This is a genomic window from Hydrogenophaga sp., assembly GCF_035481345.1.
Lineage (GTDB): Bacteria > Pseudomonadota > Gammaproteobacteria > Burkholderiales > Burkholderiaceae_C > Hydrogenophaga.
Genome location: NZ_DATIGV010000141.1, coordinates 1 through 24,017 on the forward strand (window position 1 = coordinate 1; position 24,017 = coordinate 24,017).

Genomic DNA, 24,017 nt, shown 5'->3' on the forward strand with positions numbered 1-24,017 from the left:
CCTCCGGCGGGCGCGCCAACACAACGACGACCACCGCCCAGCCTTGGAGAAACCATGAACAAACGCCGCTTCCTCCAGACCACCGCCGCCCTGGCCCTGGCCGCCAGCTTCGTGGGCGCCGCGCACGCGCAGACCCCCATCAAGTTCCAGCTCGACTGGCGCTTCGAAGGCCCCGCCGCCCTGTTCCTGCAACCCGCCGCCAAGGGCTACTTCAAGCAGGCCGGGCTGGACGTCACCATCGACGCCGGCAACGGCTCGGGCGGCACGGTCACGCGCGTGGCCTCGGGCACCTACGACATGGGCTTCGCCGACCTGGCCGCCCTCATGGAGTTCCACGCCAACAACCCCGACGCGCCGAACAAGCCGATCGCGGTGATGATGGTCTACAACAACACGCCGGCCGCCGTGCTCGCGCTCAAGAAGACCGGCATCACCAAGCCCAAGGACCTGGAAGGCAAGAAGCTCGGCGCCCCCGTCTTCGACGCCGGCCGCAAGGGCTTCCCCATCTTCCAGAAGGCCAATGGCATCAACAACGTGGCCTGGACTTCCATGGACCCGCCGCTGCGCGAGACCATGCTGGTGCGTGGCGACATCGAGGCCATCACGGGCTTCTCCTTCACCTCGCTGCTCAACCTCGAGGCGCGCGGCGTCAAGGCCGAGGACGTGGTCATCCTTCCCTACGCCGAGCACGGCGTGAAGCTGTACGGCAACGTCATCATCGCCTCGCCCAAGCTCATCGCCGAGAACCCCGCCGCGGTCAAATCCTTCCTCACCGCTTTCGCCAAGGGCGCCAAGGAAGTCATGGCCAACCCGGCCGGCGCCATCGACACCGTGAAGGCGCGCGACGGCATCATCAACGTGCCCCTGGAAACGCGCCGCCTGGCCCTGGCCATCGACGCCGTGGTGGCCAGCCCCGACGCGCGCAAGGAAGGCTTCGGCCAGATCGTGCCGGGCCGCCTGGCGCTGATGGCCTCGCAGGTGTCCGACGCCTACGGCACCAAGACCCGCGTCGACCCGGCCAAGATCTGGAACGGCTCCATGCTGCCCAGCAAGGCCGAACTCGACGTCCTGCCGCCCGCCAAGAAGTAAACCCCTCGCTCAGCGCAGGGCCAGCCTCCACCGCGCGGCTGGCCTTTTTTTCGAAGAAAGCCGCCCATGTCGACCACCGCCCCAGCGAACGACGCCCCCTTCGTCGATTTCGACCAGGTCTGGCTCGCCTACAACGAGGACCTGCTCGCCAAGAATGTCTTCGCCGTCGAGGACATCAACCTCAAGGTGAAACAGGGCGAGTTCATCGCCATCGTCGGCCCCTCGGGCTGCGGCAAGTCCACCTTCATGAAGCTCACCACGGGCCTGAAGATGCCCAGCATGGGCAAGATCCGCATCGACGGCCAGCCCGTCACCGGCCCGCTCAAGATCTCGGGCATGGCCTTCCAGGCGCCCTCGCTGCTGCCCTGGCGCACCACGCTCGACAACGTGCTGCTGCCGCTGGAAATCGTGGAGCCCTTTCGCCACCAGTTCAAGGACCGCCGCAAGGAGTTCGAGGAACGCGCGCTCAAGCTGCTGGAAAGTGTGGGCCTGGGCGGCATGGGCAAGAAATTTCCCTGGGAGCTCTCCGGCGGCATGCAGCAGCGCGCCAGCATCTGCCGCGCGCTCATCCACGAACCCAAGATGCTGCTGCTCGACGAGCCCTTCGGCGCGCTCGACGCCTTCACCCGCGAAGAACTGTGGTGCACCCTGCGCGACCTGTGGGAGGCGCAGCGCTTCAACGTCATCCTCGTCACGCACGACCTGCGCGAATCGGTCTTCCTGGCCGACACCGTCTACTGCATGAGCAAGAGCCCGGGCCGCTTCGTCGTCAAGCGCGAGATCGAGATCCCGCGCACGCGTGAACTCGACGTGACCTACACCAAGGATTTCACCGACATCGTGCACGAGTTGCGCGGCCACATCGGTGCCATGCGCAAGAGCGGCGCCGTCATCAACCAGTGAGCGTTCCATGTCCATGACGAGCAAACAACGCAAGAACATCGAGCGCTTCTCGCCCCTGCTGCTGCTGATCGCGATCATCGTGGTCTGGGAAGTGATCACCGCCGGCTTCGGCGTCTCCGAATTCATCTTCCCCAGCCCCTCGCGCATCTGGGAGCAGACGCTGGAGCACAAGGTCACCATCCTCGGCCACGCCTGGCGCACCTACTGGGTCACCATGGCGGGCTTCGGCCTGGCCATCGTCGTGGGCGTGCTGCTGGGCTTCCTCATCGGCAGCTCGCGCCTGGCGTACGCGGCCGTCTACCCACTCATGACGGCCTTCAACGCCCTGCCCAAGGCGGCCTTCGTGCCCATCCTGGTGGTGTGGTTCGGCATCGGCGTGGGCCCGGCCATCCTCACGGCCTTCCTCATCTCGTTCTTCCCCATCATGGTCAACATCGCCACCGGCCTGGCCACGCTGGAGCCCGAACTGGAGGACGTGCTGCGCGTGCTCGGCGCCAAGCGCTGGGACGTGCTCACCAAGGTCGGCCTGCCGCGCTCCATGCCCTACTTCTTCGGCTCGCTCAAGGTCGCCATCACCCTGGCCTTCGTGGGCACCACCGTGTCGGAGATGACGGCGTCCAACGAAGGCATCGGCTACCTGCTCATCTCCGCCGGTTCGTCCATGCAGATGGGCCTGGCCTTCAGCGGCCTGCTGGTGGTGGGCGTGATGGCCATGGCCATGTACGAGCTGTTCAGCTTCATCGAGAAGCACACCACGGGCTGGGCGCACCGCGGCTCGCAAAACGCATGACGGACGATCAGGTCGCGCGCCACCTGCGCCGAGCCAACGAGGTGGCGCGGCGCGCCGCCGGCATGGGCCGCCACCCCTTCGGCGCGCTGCTGGTGGCGCCCGATGGCGAGACGGTGCTCGCCGAGCAGGGCAACATCGACACGGTGAACCACGCCGAGTCCACACTCGCGCGCCACGCGGCCAGCAACTACCCGGGGACCTACCTGCGAGACTGCACGCTGGTGACGACCTTCGAGCCCTGCGCCATGTGCGCGGGCACGGTGTACTGGGCCGGCATTGGGCGGGTGGTGTATGGGGCTAGTGAGGAATCCTTGCTCGCGCTCACGGGTTCACATGAAGAGAACCCGACCCTTTCATTGCCTTGCCGTGAGGTCTTTGCGCGGGGGCAACGGCCTATCGACGTGATCGGACCGGTGGATTCACTGGTCGATGTGATGGTGGAGCCGCATCTCGGCTTCTGGTCTGCTCGCTGAGGCTTTCTCCGGCTGACACCCCGGGTCTTCTTGCGGGGGCTTTCTGCGGGTGATGCCGGTTGACGGCCGCGAGCCCTGCGAGGTGCAACGAGCGAATCGCGACGAGAGCCCACAGCCTCAGCGATGCACCTCCGTCTCCCCCGCCGCCGCCAGCATCGCCATCAACTGCCGCCGGATCAGGATCCCCGGCCGGTCCGAGTCCATCGAGAACTCCACCCCGCGCCGGCGCAGGTCCACCACCGCGTCGGCGTCGGTGCTCTCCAGGATGTCCTTGTCCTCGCGCGTGATCTCGGCGTCGAAGTCGATCAGCATCTGCGCCGGGCAATCCGCTTCCGTGTCGTTGCGGAACAGCCATTGGCACAACTGCATGCGGGCGTCGTCGATCGGCGTGAAGCAATTGATGATGACGTGGCGCACGCCGCTGGGGTACTCGATGTCGAGCCGGCGAGAGAACGGTTGCATGTAGGCATTGCGCATGTGGCGCTGCGTGATGGCGTCCTTCACGCCGCTGATGCGCTGGAAGCGCTCGGGGTTCGCGGCGTCGATCACCGTCTCGGCGTAGAAGCCCTGTTCGTTCTCGATGAGCTCGTACTTGCTGGGCTTGGGCTGCGCCGCCACACCGAAGGTGGCGCGGTGCACGAAGCTGAAGTGCGAGTTGTCGAAGGAATTTTCCAGCGCGCGCACCGGGCTGGTCTGCCAGGTCTCGTAGAACTGGAAGATGGTGCGCCACCCCGGTGCACCGAACTCGGGCATCTCGGGGATGTCGGCCTCGGGCGCTTCCAACGCCACCCAGGCGTAGCCGTGCCGCGCCACGCAGTGGTAGCTGGGGGTGCAGTAGTCCTTGGGGATCTCTCGCTCCGCGCCGTACTGCGGGATCTCGATCACGCGGCCCTCGCGGTTGTAGACCCAGCCGTGATAACCGCACTGGATGTTGCCGTTCTTGCACCAGCCCTTGCTGAGCTTCGCGGTGCGGTGGCAGCAGCGGTCCTTCAGCGCAGCGGGCTCGCCGTGTTCGTCGAGGAAGAGAACGATGTTCTCGCCGAGCAGCGTGAAGGGGCGGGGTCCGACCTGCAGCTCCGTCAGCGGCATGACGGCGTGCCAGTGGCGGCGAAAGACGGCTTGTTGGGTGACGAGCATGGAAGCACTCCTGGGGGGAAACGGCTGGGCTTGAACGTGGGGGCTCAAGAGCAATTTCCTGCCCGCGTGGTGCGGGCTGAACGCTTCTACTCTCAGCCCGAACTGTAGCAAGACACAGGCCATAAGGAACACCGAACCCGCGCACCGCGGCGGTGCGAGAAGCGGCGCCACGGGCTGGCACGGCTCATGCAAGCGCGCTGGGCAGGAGTAGAAGCGTTCAGCGGGTCGCCCCACGCACCCGCCCGGAAATTGCTCTGTAGCCCCCGCTGCGCGTGCACCGGGGTAGCCAACAGCTTTGCCGGAGTACCGCCATGCAGCGCCGCCGCTTTCTCGCCCGATCCCTCGCCTCCACCGCCGCACTCGCGGCCCCCATCGTCTGGGCACAAGGGGCGCCCAAACCCACCCCCATCAAGTTCACGCTGGACTTCCGCGTCACGGGCCAGACCTCGCCCTTCTTCCTCGCGCAGCAGCGCGGTTACTACGCGGCCGAGGGCCTGGACGTGAGCATCGACGTGGGCTCTGGTTCGGTCGCGTCCATCACGCGCATCGTCAGTGGCGCTTACCAGATGGGCCTGGGCGACATCAGCTCGCTCATCGAGTTCCAGGCCGCCAACGGTGGCACGCCGGCGGTGCAGGCCGTCTACCAGTACTACAACCGCGCGCCCTTCGCCATCATCGGCCGCAAGGACCGTGGCGTCACCAGCGACTTCAGGAGCCTGCAGGGGAAGAAGGTCGCGGCAGCCGCCGTCGAATCCACGCGCCGCGCCTGGCCGATGGTGGCGCGCCAGTTGCGCGTGGGCGAGGACTTCTTCCAGTGGTCCACCACCGACTTCTCCGCGCGCGACAACGTGATGGTGCGCGGCGACGTCGACGCCGCCACCTACTTCCACGATTCCGCCGTCTCGCTGTTCGCGCGCATGAAGCCCGAAGAGCTGTCGGTGCTGAAGTACACCGACGCTGGCGTGAACCTGTACGGCAACGCCATCCTGGCCAGCAACGCCATGATCACGCAGAACCCCGCGGCGCTGAGCGCTTTCCTGCGCGCGACCAACCGCGCCATCCAGGAAAGCTTCGCCGACCCGGCCGCTGCCATCGCCGCCACCAAGGCGCGCGAGCCCATCCTCAACGAGGCGGTGGAACTGGAGCGCTGGCGCATCACGCGCGAGTACGTGGCCGCCGCCGACACCCGCAGCCACGGCCTGGGCGACGTGCTCAAGCGCACGCTGGAGCGGCAGGTGGACGAGGTCAGCGAGGTCTTCAAGCTCAAGACGCGCCCCAGCGTCGAAGGCATCTTCCACCGCGGCTTCCTGCCCCCGCTCGAGGCGCGGGTGATCAAGGCATGAGCGTTGAGTTGCTGGAAGAAGTCGCGCTCGATGAACGCGACGGCCGCTACCTGCGCCAGGCCATCGCCTGGTCGCGCGTGGCGCGCGACCGCGGCAACCGGCCCTTCGGCGCCGTCGTCGTAGCCGACGATGGCCGCGTGCTCGCCGAGGCCTACTGCAACACCAGCGAGACCGGCGACTGCACCGGCCACGCCGAAACCAACGCGGTGCGCCAGCTCGGCAACCGCATCGACCGCGAGACGCTCGCGCGCGCCACGCTCTACTCATCGGCCGAGCCCTGCGTCATGTGCGCGGGCGCCATCTTCTGGAGCGCGATCGGCCGCGTGGTCTACGGCATCGACGCGGTGCGCCTGCGCGTGTTCCGCGGCGAACGCGCCGAACAGCGCGACGCCGAGCTGTCCTGCCGCGACGTCTTCGCCGCGTCACCCCATGCCATCGATTGCATCGGGCCCGCGCTGATCGACGAATCCAGCGAAGCGCACGAAGGCTTCTGGAAAGCCTGAACCCGCCCTCCCTCAACCCCACTCGACAGGAGTCCTCCATGAAACGCCGTGCCCTCCTCCAGACCGCCGCCGCCGCGTCCCTGCTCGGCGCCACGCCCTTCCTGCGCGCGCAAGGCAGCCTGCAGCGCTTCAAGTTCAACCTCGGCTGGAAGGTCGAGGCCTCAGGCGCGGGCTTCGTGCTCGCCGCGGCGCGCGGCTACTACCGCCAGGCCGGCCTCGACGTGGCGGTGGACACCGGCAACGGCTCGGCCGCCGCCATCAGCCTGGTGGCCACCGGCGCCTACGACGCCGCCTCGGCCGATCTCGGCACCATGATCGAGTTCAACACCAACAACCCCGCGAGCAAGCTCTCGGCGGTGGCCATCCAGTACGACCTCAACCCCAACGCGGTGATCGTGCGCAAGGACGGCCCGATCCGCAGCGCCGCCGACCTGGCCGGCCGCACCATCGTGGGCCAGCCCTACAATGCCTCGCGCAAGATGTTCCCCGTGCTGGCCAAGGCGCAGGGCTTCGACCCCAGCGGTGTGAAGTGGGAGAACGTCGCGCCCGACATCGGCTACACGCGCTTCGTCAAGGGCGACTTCGACGCGCTCGCGATCTTCTATTTCACCGGCTTGCTCAACCTCAAGTCGCGCGGCATGGGCGCCGACCAGTTGCGCGCCTTCCGCTACAGCGAACTCGGCGTGAACTCCTACGGCAACGGCATCGTCGCCGCGCCCAAGCCCATGGCCGAATCGCCCGAGGCGATGCGCGCCTTCGTCAAGGCCAGCACGCAGGGCTGGGTCGAAGCCATCGCCGATCCGCGCGCCGCCGCCTCCGCGCTCAAGGCCCGCGATCCGCTGCTCGACGAGGCCATCGAGCTCGAGCGCCTGCAGCTCATCATCGACACCACCATGGACACACCCGCCACGCGCCGCGACGGCTGGGGCGCGGCCACCACACCGCGGCTGCAGGCCACCATCGACGAAACCGTGGCGGCCTTCGGCCTGGCCAGCCGCCTGCCCATCGCCGACATGTGGACCGACCGCTTCCTGCCCGCGCCGGCCGATCGCCGGCTCAAGGCCTGATCGCCGGAGACACGCCATGGGCATTCCCGTCATCGACCTGAGCGGCGCCGGCACACCCGGCGGCCCGCGAACCGACGAGGTGGCGCGCGCCCTGCGCGAGGCCTGCACCACCTCGGGCTTCTTCTACCTCGTCGGCCACGGCGTGCCCGACGAGCAGGTGCGCGCGCAGTTCGAGCTCACGCGTCAGTTGTTCGAACTGCCGCCCGAGCGGCGCGAGGCGCTCTCGGTGCGGCACTCGCCCTCCATGCGCGGCTTCGAGACCCTGGGCGAACAGACCCTGGACGCCGAAGCCCGGCCCGACATGAAGGAGAGCTTCTACTGCGGCATGGCCTACCCCGACGACCACCCCTACGTGCGCGCCGGCTACCAGGGCTACGGCCACAACCAGTGGCCCGCCGAACTGCCCCAGGCCCCGGCGCTGTGCGAGGCCTACATCCAGACCATGCTGGCCCTGTGCCGGCGGCTGATGCAGCTGCTGGCCGTCTCGCTCGACCTGGACGAACACCACTTCGACGGCAGCGACGCCAACCCGCTGGTCACCCTGCGCATGCTGCGCTACCCGCCGCACCCGGCCGACGCCGACGAGCGCAGCTTCGGTGCCGGCGCCCACACCGACTGGGGCGCCATCACCGTGCTCGCCCAGGACGCGCACGGCGGCCTGGAAGTGCGCATGCCCGACGGCCAGTGGGTGGCGGCCACCCCGTTGGCGGGCAGCTTCGTCATCAACCTCGGCGACATGATCCCGCGCTGGACCAACGACCTCTACCGATCCAACCCGCACCGCGTGCGCAACCTGCACTCGGGTGGCCAGGCGCGCTACTCCATCCCCTTCTTCTACGACCCCGACTACCTCACGCGCATCGAGCCCTTGCCGGGCACCGTACCCGACGGCACGGCCCCGCGCCACGAACCCTGCACCGCCGGTGAACACTTGCGCGACATGTACCTCAAGACCTACGGCCTGAAAGCGGCGGCATGAAACTCGTCTACAGCCTGTTCTGCCGCGACGTCGAGGCCCAGTTGGCCTTCTACCAGGGCCTCCTGCAGTTGCCCGAGGCCACGCACAGCCGCTCGCCCATCTTCCGTGGGCTGCTGGGGCCGGGCTTCATGCTCGGCCTGCACGCGCCACCCGCCTACGGCCTGCTGGGACTCGCCGAGCGCGCGGGCGAGGCCACTGCCGCACCCGTCACCTCGTACGCCACCTTCGAGTTGCCCACGCCGGCCGACGTCGATCGCCTCGCGCAGTTGGCCAGCGCGCTCGGCGGGCGCGTCGTGCAGGGGCCCTTCCCCACCTACTACGGCCAATGGCAGGCCGTGCTGTCCGACCCGGAGGGCCATGTGCTGCGCCTGGCCTGCACGCGGCTGCCCGAGGGCGTGAGCGCGCCGGTGCTGGACTGGAGCGACCCTACACTCGCCCCATGCCCTGGCACGCCACCCTCGACCTGAGCTACCGCCGCGACGGCGAGCGCACCACCCTGCAGCACCGCCACGACGGCCCGCTGCGCATCCTCAAGAGCCTGTACCCCGAGGGCGAGGGCATCTGCCACAACGTGGTCGTGCACCCGCCGGGAGGCCTGGTCGGTGGCGACACGCTCGACATCCGCGTGCGGGCCGAGGCCGGTGCGCACGCCCTCATCAGCACCCCCGGCGCCACGCGCTTCTACCGCAGCGACGGCCCCGAGGCCGCGCAGCGCGTGCACCTGAGCGTGGCCGAGGGCGCGCGCCTGGAGTGGCTGCCGTTGGAGACCATCGCCTACCCCGACTGCCGGGCGCGCAACGCGCTCACGATGGACGTTGCACCCGGTGGCGAATGCCTGGGCTGGGACGTCTGCGCGCTGGGCCTGCCCGCCGCCGGCCAGCCCTTCGCGCAGGGCACGCTGCTGCAGGAAGTGCAGTGGCCCGGTGTGTGGTTGGAGCGCGCGCGCATCGACGCCGCCGATGCGCGGCTGCTGAACAGCCCCCTGGGGCTGGCCGGGCAGCGCGCCCTGGGCACGCTGTGGCTGGCGCAGGGCACGCCATGGACCGACACACGGCGCGAGGCCCTGCTCGACGCCGTGCGCGCCGCGCTGGACGAGGCCGCGCCGGGTGTGCACGCGGGCGCCACCAGCCCCGAGCCGCGCCTGCTCGTGGTGCGCGCGCTGGCGCCGCAAGTCGAACCGCTGATGGCCGTGCTGCAGCGCGTGTGGGCGGCGCTGCGCGACCAGGCCTGGGAAATGGGCCGCGCGGCACCGCGCATCTGGCGGGTCTGAGCACCCGGGGAAACCCTCGGCGGCCAGCGAACAGCGCCCTCGCCACCGCGCTTATCCGCTGATCGCTTCCCACCCGCCGCCGCAGAATGCCCACACGGCCCACTGCGGGCCGCGCCCCTTCATGCACGTCGCCGACAACCCCCTGCACGCCGCCGCCGCCCTCGTCATCGAAGGCAACGCCCAGTCGCGCGCGATCATCGTCTCGCAACTGCGCGACCTGGGCGTGGGCAACGTGGCCCAGTGCGCGCGCGTGCACGACGCCCGCCGCCGGCTGGAGGCCCAGCGCTACGACGTGGTGGTCTGCGAGCAGAGCTTCGACAAGGAAAGCTACTCCGGCCAGGAGCTGCTGGACGACCTGCGCCGACACCAGATCCTGCCCTTCCACACGGTGTTCATGATGCTCACCGCCGAGGCCACCTACAGCAAGGTGGCCGAAGCGGCCGAGTCCGCGCTCGACGCCTACCTGCTCAAGCCCCACACCGCCGCCAGCCTGGGCGAACGCATCCAGCTCGCGCGCCAGCGCAAGAAGGCGCTGCACGCCATCTTCAGCGCCATCGACGCGCAGGACTTCGACCACGCCACCGCCCTGTGCCTGGCGCGCTTCGAGACCCGACAGGAGTACTGGCTGTACGCCGCCCGCATCGGCGCCGAGCTGCTGCTGCGCGCCGGCCGCATCGGCGAAGCGCAGCAACTCTACGAAGCCGTCATCGAGGCCAAGACCCTGCCCTGGGCCCGCCTGGGCGTGGCGCGCGCGCAGCTCGAATCGGGCGTGCCGGCGAAAGCCATCACCACCATCGAAAGCCTGCTGGCGGACGACGGCAGCTACGCCGACGCCTACGACGTGATGGGCCGCGCGCAGTTCGAGCTGGGCCAGTTCGACCAGGCCCTGGCCACCTACGCCATGGCCACGCGGCTCACGCCGCATTCGGTGAGCCGGCTGCTCAAGCACGGCATGCTGGCCTTCTACGGCGGCGACCGCGGCGAAGGCGTCGCTCTGCTGGACCGCGCCGCGCGCCTGGGCGTGGACTCCAAGCTGTTCGACCCCCAGGCCCTGGTGCTGCTGGCGCTCGCGCGCCTCGACAACAACGACACCCGCGGCCTGCAACGCTGCGTGGACCACCTCGCGCGCATCGCCGAGCGCAGTTTCGATCCTGAACGCCCGCGCCGCCTGCATGAGGTCGCCGGCGCCATCAACAACCTGCACAACAAGCTGAACACCGCGGCGCAGGACACCACGGTCCGGCTCATGCGCGAGGTGCTCACGCCCGGCTTCGACACCGAGAGCGCGTGCAACCTCGTGACCTTGATGGTGCGCATGGCGCAGCGCGGCGCGACACCACCCGACGCCGAAGCCACCATTGGCGCCATCGCCCTGCGCTTCGGCACCAGCCGCGCCATGAGCGAGCTGCTGGCCTGCGCCGCCAAGGGCCAGGACGCCTGGTCCGAGACCCTGCGCACCGGCCATGCGCGCGTGCTGAGCCTGTCCGAACAGGCGATGCGCCTGAGCCTCAAGGGTGACCCCACCGGCACCGTCGAGCAACTGCTCACCGAGGCCGAACGCACGCGCAACGCCAAGCTCATCGAATCGGCGCACCAGGTGCTGCAGCGGCACGCCGAACGCATCGCCACGCGCGAGGCGCTGCAGCAGCGCGTGGACGCCATGCGCCAGAACTACCGCGCACGCCCGCTGCGCCTGGGCGACCACACGGGGGTGACGCCGGGTGGGGTGGCGCTGCCGGCGGGGTATCGGGCGCCGGAGCGCGTGGGGCTGCTGGACTCGAGACCGGTGGACTGAGCCAAGACGGTTTCATCAGGAGTGCCTGGCGTGGGGCAGGTAACTGAAGCGGGCCTCAACCTCAAAGAGAACCCTTCATGCGACACGTCTCCACTCAATTCGGGCTTCCCTGGACACATCAACAACGCCCGCCGAGCAGCTCATCGAATTCGACCTCGGCGCAAGCGCCCCTGTCGCCAACGACGCTTCGCGATGAGTTCGCAGCCATCGAAAGACACGCTCGTACGCTGCCCGATGACCCGCAACGCGAGCACAACGCGATGCGCTACACGGCGAGGGCACTGGCTCACGTGATTGACAAGGTGCAGGACGGACATGACATGGCCCAGTTCATGGAACGGGTCAACTCGGCGATGCTGCGCGATTGCCCCGAGCTGCTGCTCGAGATCACTCGAAAATTTGCCTCGGTCACCGAGGACGACCCGGCGCATATGGGTCGGATCGCCGCCCGCTGTCTCGATGCCGCCATTGGCACCGACACTGCCAAGGAAGTCTGGACTTCTCTCAGCCTCCAAGTGCGCATGCGCCGCTCATTGCCCGCCGCGCGCAGCCTGCTCGCTTGCCTCCAGGCGAGGAAGACCGATCTTCCCGACGGCGCCAGAAGCTACTACGAAGACGCTTGCACTCACGTATACCAGTGCGAACTGGAGAAGCACCACCTGCAGTTCGCAAACCCACTCAAACGCGCGCAATCGCTTCCCGTGATGCCCACCCACGCCCTGTGAACCCGCGTGGCGGCGCTTCAGGACTCGGCGAACAGCCCCACCACCCCCTCCCGAAACCACCGGTGCGCCGGGTTCGCCTCGAAGCGATGGCTCCAGTGCAGTGACACGCTGAAGTTCGCGCCCTCAAAGGCCGGCTCCAGCATCGCGCAACCGCCGGCCTGCACCATGCCACGCGCGATGTTGCGCGGCATCACACCGCACAGGTCGGTGGCCTGCACGATGGAAGGCATCACCATGAAGTGCTCGGTGGTCAGCCGCAGCCGCTCCTGCAGGCCGGTGCGCTGCAGGATGCGCAGCGTGTCGGCGTGCGCACGCACCGCCACGAAATCCAGTTGCTGCAGCGCGCGCAACTGCGCCGCGCCGCGCAACGACTGCAGGCGCTGGCGCATGGGATGGCCGCTGCGCAGCAGCACCACGTAGCGGTCGCGCAGCAACTCCACCCGCCGCGTCTCGCGCACCTGCGGCAGGAAGCCAAAGGCGAAATCGATCGCGCCCGCGTCCAGCGAATCGGCCAGCATCGCCTGCGGCACCGGCTGCGTGGCCACGCGCACGCCCGGGGCCTGCGCGTGCAGCCAGGCCATCAGCTCGGGCAGGAAGCGGCCCTCGCCGATGTCGCTCATGTGCAGGCGGAACAGGTGGCGCGAGGTCGTCGGGTCGAACACGCTGGTGCGCCCCAGCGCGCCCTCGAGCGCGTCCAGCGCGTCCTGCACCGCCTCGGCCAGGGCCACGGCGCGCGGGGTGGGCCGCACGCCGCCGTGCGCGCGCATGAACAGCGGGTCTTTCACCAGCAGGCGCAGGCGTGTGAGGCCGTGGCTCACCGCCGGCTGGGTGAGCCCCAGGCGTTCGGCCGCGCGGCTCACGCTGCCCGCGCGGTACACCTCGGCGAACAGCCGCAGCAGGTTCAGGTCAAGGTCCTTGACATGCATGGCAGTAATGAGACTTAGTGCCCTCATTGTATGGATCGATGGCGCGGCAGCGCCCATACTCCGCCGGTTCCCCACGACACCCCCACGGAGACAGCGCTTTGGAAGTTTCATTCGGCGAGGAGATCCAGTCGCTCCAGCTCGGCGCTGGCCAGACCTTTCATGGCGAGGGCATCCTCGCCATCACCAAGGGGCTGCTGCAGTCGGGCGTGTCCTACGTGGGCGGCTACCAGGGCGCGCCGGTCTCGCACCTGCTGGACGTGATGGTGCAGGCCAAGCCTTACCTCGACACCCTGGGCGTGCACGTGGAGGCCTGTTCCAACGAGGCTTCCGCCGCGGCCATGCTGGGCGCCTCCATCCACTACCCCGTGCGCGGCGCGGTCACCTGGAAGTCCATCGTCGGCACCAACGTGGCGGCCGACGCGCTGTCCAACCTCGCCTCGCCGGGCGTCACCGGCGGCGTGCTCATTGTGGTGGGCGAGGACTACGGCGAGGGCGCCAGCGTCATTCAGGAACGCACCCACGCCTACGCGCTCAAGAGCGGCATGCTGCTGCTCGACCCGCGGCCCGACCTGGCGCGCATGGTGCACATGGTCGAGCACGGCTTTCGCCTCTCCGAGGCCTCGAACATGCCGGCCATCATGGAGCTGCGCATCCGCGCCTGCCACGTGCGCGGCGCCTTCGAGACCAAGGACAACCTGGCGCCCGCCATCTCCACGCGCCAGTTGATCCAGGAGCCCGCCGGCTTCGACTACATGCGCCTGGCCCACCCGCCCGTGACCTTCCGCCACGAGAAGCTCAAGGGCGAGCAGCGCGTGCCGGCGGCGCGCCGCTACATCGCCGAGCACGGCCTGAACGAGCTGTTCGGCGGCGAGCACGCCGACCTGGGCCTCATCGTGCAGGGCGGGCTCTACAACACCCTCATCCGCTCGCTGCAGCAGTTCGGCCTGGCCGACGCCTTTGGAGAAGCGAAGATCCCGATGCTGGTGCTCAACGTGACGAGCCCGCTGGTGCCCGAGCAACTGGAGCGCTTCTGCGAGGGCAAGCGCGCCGTGCTGATGATCGAGGAAGGCCAGCCCGAGTACATCGAGCAGGAACTGGCCACGCTGCTGCGCCGCGCCGGCATCGCCACGCCGCTGCACGGCAAGGACCTGCTGCCCAGCGCCGGCGAGTACACGGCCGAGGTGATGTCTCAGGGCCTGGCGGGCTTCGTCGAGAAGTACCTGGCCAGCGACGCCGCCGCGCTGGCCTCGGCCCGCGCCTGGCTGCAGGGCAATGCGCAGCGCCGCGCCGACGTGGCCAAGGCCGTGGGTGGTGCCCTGCCCGCGCGCCCGCCGGGCATGTGCATCGGCTGCCCCGAGCGGCCGGTGTTCTCCGCGCTCAAGCTCGCGCAGCAGGACGTGGGCCCGGTGCACATCGCGGGCGACATCGGCTGCCACGCGCTGGCCACCTTCGAGCCCTTCTCCTTCGGCCACTCCATCCTGGGCTACGGCATGAGCCTGGCCAGCCGCGCGGGCGTGTCGCCGCTGATGCGCCGGCGCGTGCTCTCGGTGATGGGCGACGGCGGCTTCTGGCACAACGGCCTGCTCACCGGCGTGCAGAGCGCGCTCTTCAACGGCGACGACGCGGTGCTGCTGATCTTCAAGAACGGCTACACCTCGGCCACGGGCACGCAGGACATCATCTCCACGCCCGACGAGCTGGTGAAGGACCTGGCGGAGAACAAGGCGCAGAGCCTGGTGCACGCCAACCAGACGATCGAGAGCACGCTCAAGGGCCTGGGCGTGGCCTGGCTGCGCACCGTGCACACCTACGAGGTGGACCAGGTGCGCGCCACGCTCACCGAGGCCTTCACCACCGACTTCCAGGGCCTCAAGGTCATCGTGGCCGAGGGCGAGTGCCAGCTCGAACGCCAGCGCCGCATCAAGCCCTGGATCGCCGGCTTGCTGAAGAAGGGCCAGCGCGTGGTGCGCGTGAAGTACGGCGTGGACGAAGACGTGTGCAACGGCGACCACGCCTGCATCCGCCTCTCAGGCTGCCCCACGCTCACGCTCAAGGACAACCCCGACCCGCTCAAGGTGGACCCGGTGGCCACCGTCATCGACGGCTGCGTGGGCTGCGGCCTGTGCGGCGCCAACGCGCACGCGGCCACGCTGTGCCCCTCCTTCTACCGCGCCGAGGTGGTGCAGAACCCGCGCTGGCACGAGCGCCTGCTCGACGCCGTGCGCGCCCCCTTCATCCGCTTTCTGCAAGTTGCCTGAACATGTCTGCTGCCCAACCCATCTCCCTCCTGCTCTGCGCCCTCGGCGGTGAAGGCGGCGGCACGCTCACCGACTGGCTGGTGGACACCGCGCGCCACGCGGGCTACGCCGCCCAGGCCACCAGCATCCCGGGTGTGGCCCAGCGCACCGGTGCCACCACCTACTACCTCGAGGTCTTCCCCGTGCCGCTGGCCGCATTGGGCACTCGCCGCCCGGTGTTCGGCCTGAACCCGCTGCCGGGCCGGCTCGACGCCCTGGTTTCCTCCGAGCTGCTGGAGACCGGCCGCCAGATCGGCAACGGCCTGGCGTCCAGCGAACACACGCTGGTGATCACCTCGTCCTCACGCGCGCTCACCACGGCCGAGAAGATGGTGATGGGCGACGGCCGCCGCGACGAGGCGCCGCTGCTGGCGCTGGTGCGCGAGCACAGCCGCGCGCACCACGTGCTCGACATGGCCGCGCTCACGCGCGAGGCCGGCACCGTGGTCAGCGCGGTCATGCTCGGCGCCATTGCCGCCAGCGGCCTGCTGCCTTTCACCCGCGCCGACTACGAGGCCGTGGTGGGTGGCGCGGGCGGCCACGCCAAGGCCAGCCTGCGCGGCTTCGCGCTCGCCTTCGATGCGGTGAGCGCGCAGCGCGAACAGGCCCGCTGGGTCGAGCAGGTGATGAACGACGACGGCGACGAGGCCCCGGCGCCCACCGCCGCCACGCCCGCCGCCCTGCTGGCGCCCTTCCCCACGGCGCTGCACGACATCCTGGCCCTGGGCCACGCGCGCACCGTGGAATACCAGGACGCCGCCTACGGCCAGCACTACCTGACCCGCCTGCAGCGCGTGCTGGCGGCCGAGCGCGCAGGCGACCCCGCCGGCGCGCAGGGCTTCGCCGCCACGCGCGAGGCCGCGCGCTGGCTCGCGCTGTGGATGGCCTTCGACGACATCGTGCGCGTGGCCGAGCTCAAGGCGCGCGCCAGCCGCGCCGCGCGCGTGCGCCGCGAGGTGAAAGCCGCCAACGGCGATCTGCTGCGGGTCTACGACCACTTCAAGCCCGGCGCACCCGAGTTCGCCGCCCTGCTGCCCGAATCGCTCGCGCGCCGCGTGCTGGCCTGGGACCAGCGCCGCGTGCAGCGCGGCCACGCGCCCTGGGCGCTGCCGCTCAAGATCTCCAGCCACGGCGTGGTCGGCCTGCTCGCGTTGCGCGCGCTGGCCGCCACGCGGCGCCTGCGCCCCTTGGGCAGCCGTTTCGCGACCGAGCAGGCGCTGATCGAGCGCTGGCTGGCCGCCGTGGAACGCGGCGCCAGCGCCGACGCGCGCCTGGGCCTCGAACTCGCGCGCTGCGGCCGCCTCATCAAGGGCTACGGCAGCACCAACGAGCGCGGCAAGGACAACCTGCTGCACATCGTGGACCATCTGGCCAAGGCCACAGCGCCCGGTGCGGCGGAGGCCGTGGCACAGGCCCGCGAGGCCGCGCTGGCCGACGAGGCCGGCACCGCGCTGGACCGTGCGCTGGTGCAACATGGCGCGCCCGCGCGGCCGCTCAAAGCCCAACCCATCCGCTGGCACCACAACCCGCGCCTGAAGAAGCAGGCCCACTGAGTTCCCCTCCCGTCGACAACACACAAGGAGACACCGCCATGAAATCCCTGCTCACCGCCACCGCCCTCGCCGCGGCCACGCTGCTGGCCGCACCCGCCGCGCTCGCACAGGCCTGGCCCGACAAGCCGGTCAAGGTGGTGGTGGGCTTCGCGCCCGGCGGCGCGGCCGACCAGATCGCGCGCCTGGTCTCCACGCCCCTGGCCGATGCCCTCGGCCAGACCGTGGTGGTGGAAAACCGCCCGGGCGCCAACGGCAACGTGGCGGGCGACGCGGTGGCCAAGTCGCCGGCCGATGGCTACACCCTGCTCATGTCCTCGGGCGGCATGGTGTCGGTGAACCCGCACCTCTACCCCAAGATGGCCTTCGATCCCACGAAGGACCTGGTGCCCGTGGCCTCGGCCGCGCGCGTCGCGGTGTACCTCATGGCGCGCAACGACCTCAAGGCCAACAACATCCAGGAGTTCATCGCCCTCGTGAAGTCGCAGCCCGGCAAACTCAGCTATGGCTCGCCGGGCAACGGCAGCTCGCCGCACCTGGCCGGCGAGATGTTCAAGAGCCAGGCCGGCCTGTTCGCCGTGCACGTGCCCTACCGCGGCGCGGCCCCCGCGCTCAACGACCTGCTGGGCAACCAGATCGATTTCGCCTTCGACCCCGGCATCGGCCTGCAGCATGCCCGGAGCGGGCGCCTGAAGCTGCTGGCCGTGGGCAGCGGCAAGCGCTCGCCGCTGTTTCCCCATGTGCCCACGCTGGACGAGGCCGGCCTCAAGGGCTTCGACGCCGACACCGTGTTCGGCTTCTACGCGCCTGCTGGCACGCCGCCAGCCGTCATCACGCGCCTGAACACCGAGATCAACAAGATCTTGTCCACGCCGGCCGTGCGCGAGCGCCTGGTCAACCTGGGCGGCGAGGCCCTGCCGCTGTCGCCGGCCGAGTTCGGCAAGCGCGGCATGGACGACTCCAGGCGCTTCGGCGCCGTCATCCGCGAACGCAAGATCACGGCGGATTGAGCGAGCGGGCCGCGTCAGGACAAGGGACAACCTGCAAGCGTTCAGTCACCACCAGTCCGCGACCCTCGTCTGAGGCGCCCGCAAGATGCGCCCGCACGCGCCGCTACGCCATCACCACCGCGATGAACGCCAGCATGAACATCTGCAGCGCGGCCATGAGTGGCAGCACGATCGGCATGATAGGCGTCACTTCATCCATGATGTCCTGCGCAAACTCGTCGGTGTACTCCTTGAGCTCGGGGTCGGAATAGTCCTTGGGGTGCTCGGCCAGGGCCTGGTCGGGTGGGGGGTACTTGTGCGTCATGGCAGTGCCCTCACGACAGTTGATGGGCATCCTGCGCGGCAAGCAGCGTTCCTGCAGGGGCTTCCGGGGACCGCGCGCGCAGACCGGGAACAGGCATGTTGCGCCCGATTTCACCGGCTCGGCAGAAAGACCACGTCCATGGCGCGGGCGGGCGAGGAACCCGCCCCAGTGCGAGACCACTGATGCGCTCCGCCAAGGCACTGCGCCTGCCAGCGGATTCCTTCAAGCCACATACGCCGAGGCATCGTCATGAAACGCACAACCGCCGACAGCCCTTTCAACCCCCCCGTTGTCACATACACCTCTCCCAGAGCCCCGTCCCAGCCCCCCGGCTTTGGCGCTCAGATCTCACAGTGTGTGAGACGACACGGCGACAACCCGCCCCGGCTGGTGGACGAGTTGCTGGCCTTGACCGGCGCAAGCACGGTGGACAAAGGGACGGTGACCTTCCAGGACTGGCTGGACCTGTTCCACGTGTGGGAGCTTCTCGAGGACAACCTCGCCCTGCAACTGCGCCCTGTCCTCGATGCCGTGGCCGAGGGCTTCAGCGACGCCGAATGGGAGAAGTTCAAGGCATTCCATCGAGAAATACCTGGCCCCGCAGAACACTACGCCTCACTGAAAGGCGCCCTCAGGGACATATGGTCCCGACGCCCAAGCCCTTCGGATCGTGGTCAAGCTTCACAAGACCCGTTCTCCCTCCAGTTAGACAACACGGTCGACATCTGGCCCCACGTGGCCCGGCAGTTCCTGCCTTCAACGCCGGCAACCCGGCCAACAGTACCATCGCTCGAAACCATCGCCCGCCATTTGCCGGACGTCCACGCCATGAGCCTCACCAATCGGTGGTTCCATCGTCGCATGGGGCCGGTCCTGGCCTTGTGGGCGAGGCATCTGATGCACCACCCCACCTGGTTCACCACCAAGACATCTGGCGACAAGCCGATAACCCCCCGGTGGACGAAGCTGCCGCTGATGAACTTCGTGCAATGGATGAAAACCGGCGAAGAGGCCGGGGCTGAACGGGACGATGAAGACCATCTGAAGTCGCTGCTGAGCGCCATACTCGCCGGAACCTCAGCCAAGGACATGGCTGGTGCTCTCGATCGGTTGTGGAACCTGCATGGCGCCGACCCTAAGCAACGGTGGGCACCCTATGACCAAATGCCCAGGCTCCTGGCCGAACTGGCATTGGGGCTGCCTTTCCTGGTGCTGAAAAATCTTTCCACGGAGACGCTGTCCGTTGTCCACTGGTTGAAAGAGCGCATCAAGGACAGACCGCTGGCAGAGCCCGTCTGGCTGGAATTGCGGATCGGGTCCCATGCACTGCAACGCCATTTCGACCATCGCCCACCCCAAGTGCAGGTTTACTTTGAAGGTCACTATTGGGACACTCTACTGGGGCAGGATTTCATGTCGAAGTTCGATCGCTGGCCTGGCGCCGACGACGGCATGGCGGGCATCGCCAGCGTGCTGCTGAGCATGCCGGCCTACGAAGGCCTGAACATTCCCAAGGCAACACCACAGCACATCACCGATGCGCTGAAATTCCTGTGTCTGTTCAGCGATGTGCACCCCTTGCGCGGCACCCCGCAGACGGTCATGCACATGCTTCAGCAGTGGGCATCAACGGGCCAATTGACCGAGCCACAACGCGAGCTGCTGAACCGATGCCTTAGCAATGACGTGGCCCGGCGCACACCCCAGGTGTTGTCGCTCGTCTGAAGAACGCCTCAGATCGCCACGAGCTGCCGCACACCCTTTTCCTGCATCTCACCACCGGGCCCGCTGGCGATGACCTCGCCACGCTCCATCACCAGGTAGCGGTCGGCCAGCGCCTCGGCGAAGTCGTAGTACTGCTCCACCAGCACGATGGCCATGGGTTCGCCGTCCAGGCCCTGCGTGGCCAGTTGGCGGATCACGCGGCCGATGTCCTTGATGATGTTGGGCTGGATGCCCTCGGTGGGCTCGTCCAGGATCAGCAGCTTGGGCTTGCTGGCCAGGGCGCGCGCGATGGCCAGTTGCTGCTGCTGCCCGCCCGACAGGTCACCCCCACGCCGACCCAGCATCTGCTTGAGCACGGGAAACAGTTCGAACAGCTGCGGCGGCACGGGCGTGCCCAGGGGGCGCGTGGCCAGGCCCATCTGCAGGTTCTCCTGCACCGTCAGGCGCGCGAAGATCTCTCGCCCCTGCGGCACGTAGCCCATGCCCAGGTGGGCCCGCACATAGGGCGGCGCGTGCCGCACGGACTGGCCGTCGAACACCACCTCGCCACTCTTGGCGGGCACCAGGCCCATCAGGCACTTGAGCAAGGTGGTCTTGCCCACGCCGTTGCGGCCCAGCACCACCGTCACCTCGCCGGCCTTGGCCTGCAGACCCACGCCGCGAAGGATGTGGCTGCCGCCGTAGTACTGGTGGAGGTCTTTCACGTCGAGCATGCTCATCTCCCCAGGTACACCTCGATCACGCGCTCGTCGGCCTGCACCTCGTCGAGCGTGCCTTCGGCCAGCACAGCGCCATCGCACAGCACCGTCACCTTCTCGGCGATGGTGCGGATGAAGGCCATGTCGTGCTCCACCACCATCAGCGAGTGCTGGCCCTTGAGCGAGAGGAAGAGCTGCGCGGTGCGCTCGGTCTCCTCGTCCGTCATGCCGGCCACGGGTTCGTCCAGCAGCAGCAGCTTGGGGTCCTGCATCAGCAGCATGCCGATCTCCAGCCACTGCTTCTGGCCGTGGCTCAGTTCACCCGCGCGGCGCGCCACGTGCTCCGCCAGGTGGATGGTGAGCAGCACCTCGGCCAGGCGGTCGCGCTGCTCGCCGTTGGGCTGGAAGTGCATGGACGGCCACACGCGCTTGTTGGTCGCCAGCGCGAGCTCCAGGTTTTCGTAGACGCTGAGCTGCTCGAACACGGTGGGCTTCTGGAACTTGCGGCCGATGCCCAGCGCGGCGATCTCGGCCTCGCGGTGGCGCAGCAGGTCAATGGTGGAGCCGAAGAACACCGTGCCTTTGTCGGGCCGCGTCTTGCCGGTGATGATGTCCATCATCGTGGTCTTGCCCGCGCCATTGGGGCCGATGATGCAGCGCAGCTCACCGGGCGCGATGTCCAGCGACAGGCCGTTGATGGCCTTGAAGCCGTCGAAGGCGACGTGCACGTCTTCCAGGTAGAGGATGCGTCCGTGCGTGACATCGACCTCGCCCGCCACCACCGGCCGCGAGTAACCCGCCTTGCGCCCGCCCGATTCGGTCTTGCCCGAGGGCAGGATGCCCGCGAACTTCTGCATGCGCTCGGCGCCGGCCTGCATCAGATCGGGGGTCATGCCTTGCCTCCGCGAAACACCTTCTTCACCAGCCCCACCACCCCCTGCGGCATGAACAGCGTGACCACGATGAACAGGCCGCCCAGCACGTAGAGCCAGAACTCGGGGAAGGTCACGGTGAGCCAGCTCTTGGCGCCGTTGACGAGGAAGGCGCCGACGATCGGCCCGATCAGCGTGCCGCGCCCGCCCACCGCCGCCCAGATGGCGATCTCGATGCTGTTGGCCGGGCTCATCTCGCTCGGGTTGATGATGCCCACCTGCGGCACGTACAGGGCGCCCGCGATGCCGCACATCACGGCCGAAATCGTCCAGATGCTCAGCTTGTAGGGCAGTGGGTCGTAGCCGCAGAACATGGTGCGGTTCTCGGCGTCGCGAACGGCTTGCAGCACGCGGCCGTACTTGCTGCGCACCAGCCAGCGCGCCATCAGGAAGAAGCCCAGCAGCGTGAGGCCCGTCAGCACGAACAGGAACATGCGCATCGGCGGCGTGGCGATGGCGATACCCAGGATGCGCTTGAAGTCGGTGAAGCCGTTGTTGCCGCCGAAGCCCGTCTCGTTGCGGAAGAACAGCAGCAGCGCCGCAAAGGTGAGCGCCTGCGTGATGATGGAGAAGTACACGCCCTTGATGCGCGAGCGGAAGGCGAAGTAGCCGAACACGAAGGCCACGCCACCGGGCACCAGCACGATGAGCGCGAGCGTGGCGAGGAAGCTGTCGGACAGCGCCCAGTGCCAGGGCAGCTCCTTCCAGTCCAGGAAGACCATGAAGTCCGGCAGATCGCTCTGGTACTGGCCGTCGCGGCCGATCTGGCGCATGAGGTACATGCCCATCATGTAGCCGCCCAGCGCGAAGAACAGGCCGTGGCCCAGCGAAAGGATGCCGCTGTAGCCCCAGATCAGGTCCATGGCCAGCGCGCAGATGGCGTAGCACATGATCTTGCCGAGCAGGCTGACCATGTAGTCGCTCAGGTGGAAGGCGCTGCCGGCGGGCACCAGCAGGTTGAGCACGGGCGCCAGCGCGCACACAGCCAACAGCGCGACGAGGAAGGCGCTCCAGCCGGCGCGGCTGAGCAGGGGTGCGCGGGCGGGCAGCACCACGGCCTGGGTCTGGGGCATTCCGGTCATGCCTCCACGCTCCTGCCTTTGAGGGCGAAGATGCCTTGCGGGCGTTTCTGGATGAACACGATGATGAAGACCAGCACCGCGATCTTGGCGAGCACGGCACCGGCCCAGCCTTCGATGAACTTGTTGATCAGGCCCAGGCCCAGGGCCGCATAGACCGTGCCCGCGAGCTGGCCCACGCCACCCAGCACCACCACCATGAAGGAGTCGACGATGTAGGCCTGCCCGAGGTCGGGGCCCACGTTGCCGATCTGCGAGAGCGCGCAGCCCGCCAGGCCCGCGATGCCCGAGCCCAGCGCGAAGGCCCAGGTGTCGATGCGCGCGGTGTTCACGCCCATGCAGGCGGCGATGGGCCGGTTCTGGGTGACGCCGCGCACGAACAGCCCCAGCCGCGTGCGCGCGATGAGCAGCGACACGCCGATCAGCACCGCCGCGGCGAAGGCCAGGATGATCAGCCGGTTCCAGGGCAGGTTCAGGCTGCCGAGCAAGGTGACACCACCGCTCATCCAGCTCGGGTTCTCCACCGCCACGTTCTGCGCACCGAACAGGCTGCGCACCAGTTGCATCAGCACCAGCGATATGCCCCAGGTGGCCAGCAGCGTTTCCAGCGGGCGGCCATAGAGGAAGCGGATCACCGTGCGCTCCATCACCGCGCCCACCAGGGCCGAGGCGGCGAAGGCCGCGGGCAGCGCGAGCAGCAGGTAGAAGTCGAACCAGTCGGGCAGGTACTGGCGAAAGAGGCCCTGCACGAGCCAGGTGGCGTAGGCGCCGACCATGATCAGCTCGCCATGGGCCATGTTGATCACGCCCATGAGCCCGTAGGTGATGGCCAGGCCCAGCGCCGCCAGCAGCAGGATGCTGCCCAGGCTGATGCCGGTGAAGGCCTGGCCCAGGCCGCTGGCCAGGGCGATGCGGCGGTCGATGGACGCGAGCGACTTCGCGAGCGCGGCCTTGACCTCCTCGCTTGCTTCGCTCTTGAGGCGATCCTCGATCAGCGGGCGCACGATGGGCTGGCGCGCCTCACCCAGCTTCACCGCCGCGGCCAGGCGCTGCGACTCGTCCTCGCTGGCGAGCTGCATCGCCGCCTGCGCGAGTTCAAGCGACTGGCGTGTCTGAGGGTCGAGATCGATGGCCAGCGCCTTCTCGATCAGGGGCAGACCCGCGGGGTCCGGGTCGTTGAAGGCGTTGCGCTGCAGGCTGCGCGCGGCCTCGCGCTGGCGCTCGGGGCCGGCGCTGAAGAGTTCGATGCCGGCCAGCGCGGTGTCCAGCACGCCGCGCAGCCGGTTGTTGACCATGGCGTCCTCGGCCATGTCGGGCAGCGCCGCGGGCTGGCCGCTGGTGGCGTCGAGGGCACTCTCGCCCTCGACGATGAAGACCTGCGTCTCGGTGGACTTGAGCGACTCGGCGGCGAGCGCGCGCAGC

Annotated in this window: 23 protein-coding genes; 16 read left to right on the forward strand and 7 right to left on the reverse strand. The window is 68.7% G+C overall.

Features of this window, described 5'->3' with window-relative positions; all coding sequences use genetic code 11:
* The first annotated feature begins 54 nt into the window (after positions 1-54).
* The 4 genes from VLG41_RS15105 (at position 55) to VLG41_RS15120 (ending at position 3,255) form a co-directional block, all read left to right on the forward strand.
* On the forward strand, positions 55-1,089 hold the full coding sequence (locus VLG41_RS15105) for an ABC transporter substrate-binding protein (RefSeq protein WP_325350220.1): 1,035 nt from the start codon (positions 55-57) through the stop codon (positions 1,087-1,089).
* Between the two features lie 66 nt (positions 1,090-1,155).
* A complete protein-coding gene (locus VLG41_RS15110; RefSeq protein WP_325350221.1) occupies positions 1,156-1,992 on the forward strand; it encodes an ABC transporter ATP-binding protein in 837 nt (278 codons plus the stop codon).
* A 7-nt stretch (positions 1,993-1,999) separates the two neighbouring features.
* Positions 2,000-2,782 carry an ABC transporter permease gene (locus tag VLG41_RS15115; protein WP_414652502.1) on the forward strand — a complete coding sequence of 261 codons (783 nt, stop codon included), beginning with the start codon at positions 2,000-2,002 and terminating at the stop codon, positions 2,780-2,782.
* On the forward strand, positions 2,779-3,255 hold the full coding sequence (locus tag VLG41_RS15120) for a nucleoside deaminase (RefSeq protein ID WP_325350222.1): 477 nt from the start codon (positions 2,779-2,781) through the stop codon (positions 3,253-3,255). Before VLG41_RS15115 ends, VLG41_RS15120 begins: the two co-directional genes overlap by 4 nt.
* A 117-nt stretch (positions 3,256-3,372) precedes the next feature.
* On the opposite strand, the gene VLG41_RS15125 is transcribed toward VLG41_RS15120, so the two are convergent.
* Complete coding sequence (locus tag VLG41_RS15125) at positions 3,373-4,392, reverse strand: Rieske 2Fe-2S domain-containing protein (protein ID WP_325350223.1); 1,020 nt, start codon at positions 4,390-4,392, stop codon at positions 3,373-3,375.
* A gap of 311 nt (positions 4,393-4,703) precedes the next feature.
* On the opposite strand from VLG41_RS15125, the gene VLG41_RS15130 reads away from it, so the two are divergent.
* The 8 genes from VLG41_RS15130 to VLG41_RS15165 all read left to right on the forward strand — a co-directional run bounded on the left by VLG41_RS15130 (position 4,704) and on the right by VLG41_RS15165 (position 12,074).
* Entirely contained in the window at positions 4,704-5,735 is a 1,032-nt protein-coding gene (locus VLG41_RS15130) for an ABC transporter substrate-binding protein (RefSeq protein WP_325350224.1), read from the forward strand.
* A complete protein-coding gene (locus VLG41_RS15135; protein WP_325350225.1) occupies positions 5,732-6,238 on the forward strand; it encodes a nucleoside deaminase in 507 nt (168 codons plus the stop codon). Before VLG41_RS15130 ends, VLG41_RS15135 begins: the two co-directional genes overlap by 4 nt.
* 38 nt (positions 6,239-6,276) lie before the next feature.
* Entirely contained in the window at positions 6,277-7,305 is a 1,029-nt protein-coding gene (locus VLG41_RS15140; protein WP_325350226.1) for an ABC transporter substrate-binding protein, read from the forward strand.
* A gap of 16 nt (positions 7,306-7,321) precedes the next feature.
* Positions 7,322-8,284: an isopenicillin N synthase family dioxygenase gene (locus VLG41_RS15145; RefSeq protein WP_325350227.1), complete on the forward strand. Its 963-nt coding sequence runs from the start codon at positions 7,322-7,324 to the stop codon at positions 8,282-8,284.
* Entirely contained in the window at positions 8,281-8,751 is a 471-nt protein-coding gene (locus VLG41_RS15150; RefSeq protein ID WP_325350228.1) for a VOC family protein, read from the forward strand. The genes VLG41_RS15145 and VLG41_RS15150 overlap by 4 nt, the downstream gene beginning before the upstream one ends.
* On the forward strand, positions 8,724-9,554 hold the full coding sequence (locus VLG41_RS15155; protein ID WP_325350229.1) for an urease accessory protein UreD: 831 nt from the start codon (positions 8,724-8,726) through the stop codon (positions 9,552-9,554). Before VLG41_RS15150 ends, VLG41_RS15155 begins: the two co-directional genes overlap by 28 nt.
* 121 nt (positions 9,555-9,675) lie before the next feature.
* On the forward strand, positions 9,676-11,349 hold the full coding sequence (locus VLG41_RS15160) for a response regulator (RefSeq protein WP_325350230.1): 1,674 nt from the start codon (positions 9,676-9,678) through the stop codon (positions 11,347-11,349).
* A gap of 77 nt (positions 11,350-11,426) precedes the next feature.
* Positions 11,427-12,074, forward strand: a complete 648-nt coding sequence (locus tag VLG41_RS15165) for a hypothetical protein (protein ID WP_325350231.1) — start codon at positions 11,427-11,429, stop codon at positions 12,072-12,074.
* A gap of 17 nt (positions 12,075-12,091) precedes the next feature.
* Here the strand turns inward: VLG41_RS15165 and VLG41_RS15170 are convergent, their stop codons facing one another.
* On the reverse strand, positions 12,092-13,000 hold the full coding sequence (locus tag VLG41_RS15170) for a LysR family transcriptional regulator (protein WP_325350232.1): 909 nt from the start codon (positions 12,998-13,000) through the stop codon (positions 12,092-12,094).
* Positions 13,001-13,098: 98 nt separating this feature from the next.
* On the opposite strand from VLG41_RS15170, the gene VLG41_RS15175 reads away from it, so the two are divergent.
* From VLG41_RS15175 to VLG41_RS15185, 3 genes are read left to right on the forward strand one after another with little or no spacing between them, the layout of a single operon-like run.
* Complete coding sequence (locus VLG41_RS15175) at positions 13,099-15,258, forward strand: indolepyruvate ferredoxin oxidoreductase subunit alpha (protein ID WP_325350233.1); 2,160 nt, start codon at positions 13,099-13,101, stop codon at positions 15,256-15,258.
* Between the two features lie 2 nt (positions 15,259-15,260).
* Positions 15,261-16,850 (forward strand): indolepyruvate oxidoreductase subunit beta family protein, encoded by a 1,590-nt coding sequence (locus VLG41_RS15180; protein ID WP_325350234.1) that lies wholly within the window; start codon positions 15,261-15,263, stop codon positions 16,848-16,850.
* Positions 16,851-16,888: 38 nt separating this feature from the next.
* Complete coding sequence (locus tag VLG41_RS15185; RefSeq protein ID WP_325350235.1) at positions 16,889-17,857, forward strand: tripartite tricarboxylate transporter substrate binding protein; 969 nt, start codon at positions 16,889-16,891, stop codon at positions 17,855-17,857.
* Positions 17,858-17,960: 103 nt separating this feature from the next.
* Here the strand turns inward: VLG41_RS15185 and VLG41_RS15190 are convergent, their stop codons facing one another.
* Positions 17,961-18,161 (reverse strand): hypothetical protein, encoded by a 201-nt coding sequence (locus VLG41_RS15190; protein ID WP_325350236.1) that lies wholly within the window; start codon positions 18,159-18,161, stop codon positions 17,961-17,963.
* Positions 18,162-18,551: 390 nt separating this feature from the next.
* Between VLG41_RS15190 and VLG41_RS15195 the strand changes: the two genes are divergently transcribed.
* The gene (locus VLG41_RS15195) at positions 18,552-19,886 is read left to right on the forward strand and encodes a hypothetical protein (RefSeq protein ID WP_325350237.1); all 1,335 of its coding nucleotides are present in this window, start codon (positions 18,552-18,554) and stop codon (positions 19,884-19,886) included.
* Between the two features lie 8 nt (positions 19,887-19,894).
* On the opposite strand, the gene urtE is transcribed toward VLG41_RS15195, so the two are convergent.
* From urtE to urtB, 4 genes are all read right to left on the reverse strand, one after another.
* Entirely contained in the window at positions 19,895-20,599 is a 705-nt protein-coding gene (urtE, locus tag VLG41_RS15200; protein WP_325350238.1) for an urea ABC transporter ATP-binding subunit UrtE, read from the reverse strand.
* Positions 20,600-20,601: 2 nt separating this feature from the next.
* A complete protein-coding gene (gene urtD / locus VLG41_RS15205; protein ID WP_325350239.1) occupies positions 20,602-21,477 on the reverse strand; it encodes an urea ABC transporter ATP-binding protein UrtD in 876 nt (291 codons plus the stop codon).
* On the reverse strand, positions 21,474-22,598 hold the full coding sequence (urtC, locus tag VLG41_RS15210) for an urea ABC transporter permease subunit UrtC (protein ID WP_325350240.1): 1,125 nt from the start codon (positions 22,596-22,598) through the stop codon (positions 21,474-21,476). Before urtC ends, urtD begins: the two co-directional genes overlap by 4 nt.
* Positions 22,595-24,017, reverse strand: a 1,423-nt coding sequence (gene urtB / locus VLG41_RS15215) for an urea ABC transporter permease subunit UrtB (protein WP_325350241.1), incomplete at its 5' end; no start/stop codon positions are given. The genes urtB and urtC, both read right to left, overlap by 4 nt.

Excerpts from the sequence above, each read along its gene's own strand:
- VLG41_RS15105 (WP_325350220.1), top strand. The coding sequence starts at position 55 with ATGAACAAACGCCGCTTCCTCCAGACCACCGCCGCCCTGGCCCTGGCC.
- VLG41_RS15110 (WP_325350221.1), top strand. The coding sequence starts at position 1,156 with ATGTCGACCACCGCCCCAGCGAACGACGCCCCCTTCGTCGATTTCGAC.
- VLG41_RS15115 (WP_414652502.1), top strand. The coding sequence starts at position 2,000 with ATGTCCATGACGAGCAAACAACGCAAGAACATCGAGCGCTTCTCGCCC.
- VLG41_RS15120 (WP_325350222.1), top strand. The coding sequence starts at position 2,779 with ATGACGGACGATCAGGTCGCGCGCCACCTGCGCCGAGCCAACGAGGTG.
- VLG41_RS15125 (WP_325350223.1), bottom strand. The coding sequence starts at position 4,392 with ATGCTCGTCACCCAACAAGCCGTCTTTCGCCGCCACTGGCACGCCGTC.
- VLG41_RS15130 (WP_325350224.1), top strand. The coding sequence starts at position 4,704 with ATGCAGCGCCGCCGCTTTCTCGCCCGATCCCTCGCCTCCACCGCCGCA.
- VLG41_RS15135 (WP_325350225.1), top strand. The coding sequence starts at position 5,732 with ATGAGCGTTGAGTTGCTGGAAGAAGTCGCGCTCGATGAACGCGACGGC.
- VLG41_RS15140 (WP_325350226.1), top strand. The coding sequence starts at position 6,277 with ATGAAACGCCGTGCCCTCCTCCAGACCGCCGCCGCCGCGTCCCTGCTC.
- VLG41_RS15145 (WP_325350227.1), top strand. The coding sequence starts at position 7,322 with ATGGGCATTCCCGTCATCGACCTGAGCGGCGCCGGCACACCCGGCGGC.
- VLG41_RS15150 (WP_325350228.1), top strand. The coding sequence starts at position 8,281 with ATGAAACTCGTCTACAGCCTGTTCTGCCGCGACGTCGAGGCCCAGTTG.
- VLG41_RS15155 (WP_325350229.1), top strand. The coding sequence starts at position 8,724 with ATGCCCTGGCACGCCACCCTCGACCTGAGCTACCGCCGCGACGGCGAG.
- VLG41_RS15160 (WP_325350230.1), top strand. The coding sequence starts at position 9,676 with ATGCACGTCGCCGACAACCCCCTGCACGCCGCCGCCGCCCTCGTCATC.
- VLG41_RS15165 (WP_325350231.1), top strand. The coding sequence starts at position 11,427 with ATGCGACACGTCTCCACTCAATTCGGGCTTCCCTGGACACATCAACAA.
- VLG41_RS15170 (WP_325350232.1), bottom strand. The coding sequence starts at position 13,000 with ATGCATGTCAAGGACCTTGACCTGAACCTGCTGCGGCTGTTCGCCGAG.
- VLG41_RS15180 (WP_325350234.1), top strand. The coding sequence starts at position 15,261 with ATGTCTGCTGCCCAACCCATCTCCCTCCTGCTCTGCGCCCTCGGCGGT.
- VLG41_RS15185 (WP_325350235.1), top strand. The coding sequence starts at position 16,889 with ATGAAATCCCTGCTCACCGCCACCGCCCTCGCCGCGGCCACGCTGCTG.
- VLG41_RS15190 (WP_325350236.1), bottom strand. The coding sequence starts at position 18,161 with ATGACGCACAAGTACCCCCCACCCGACCAGGCCCTGGCCGAGCACCCC.
- urtE (WP_325350238.1), bottom strand. The coding sequence starts at position 20,599 with ATGCTCGACGTGAAAGACCTCCACCAGTACTACGGCGGCAGCCACATC.
- urtD (WP_325350239.1), bottom strand. The coding sequence starts at position 21,477 with ATGACCCCCGATCTGATGCAGGCCGGCGCCGAGCGCATGCAGAAGTTC.
- urtC (WP_325350240.1), bottom strand. The coding sequence starts at position 22,598 with ATGACCGGAATGCCCCAGACCCAGGCCGTGGTGCTGCCCGCCCGCGCA.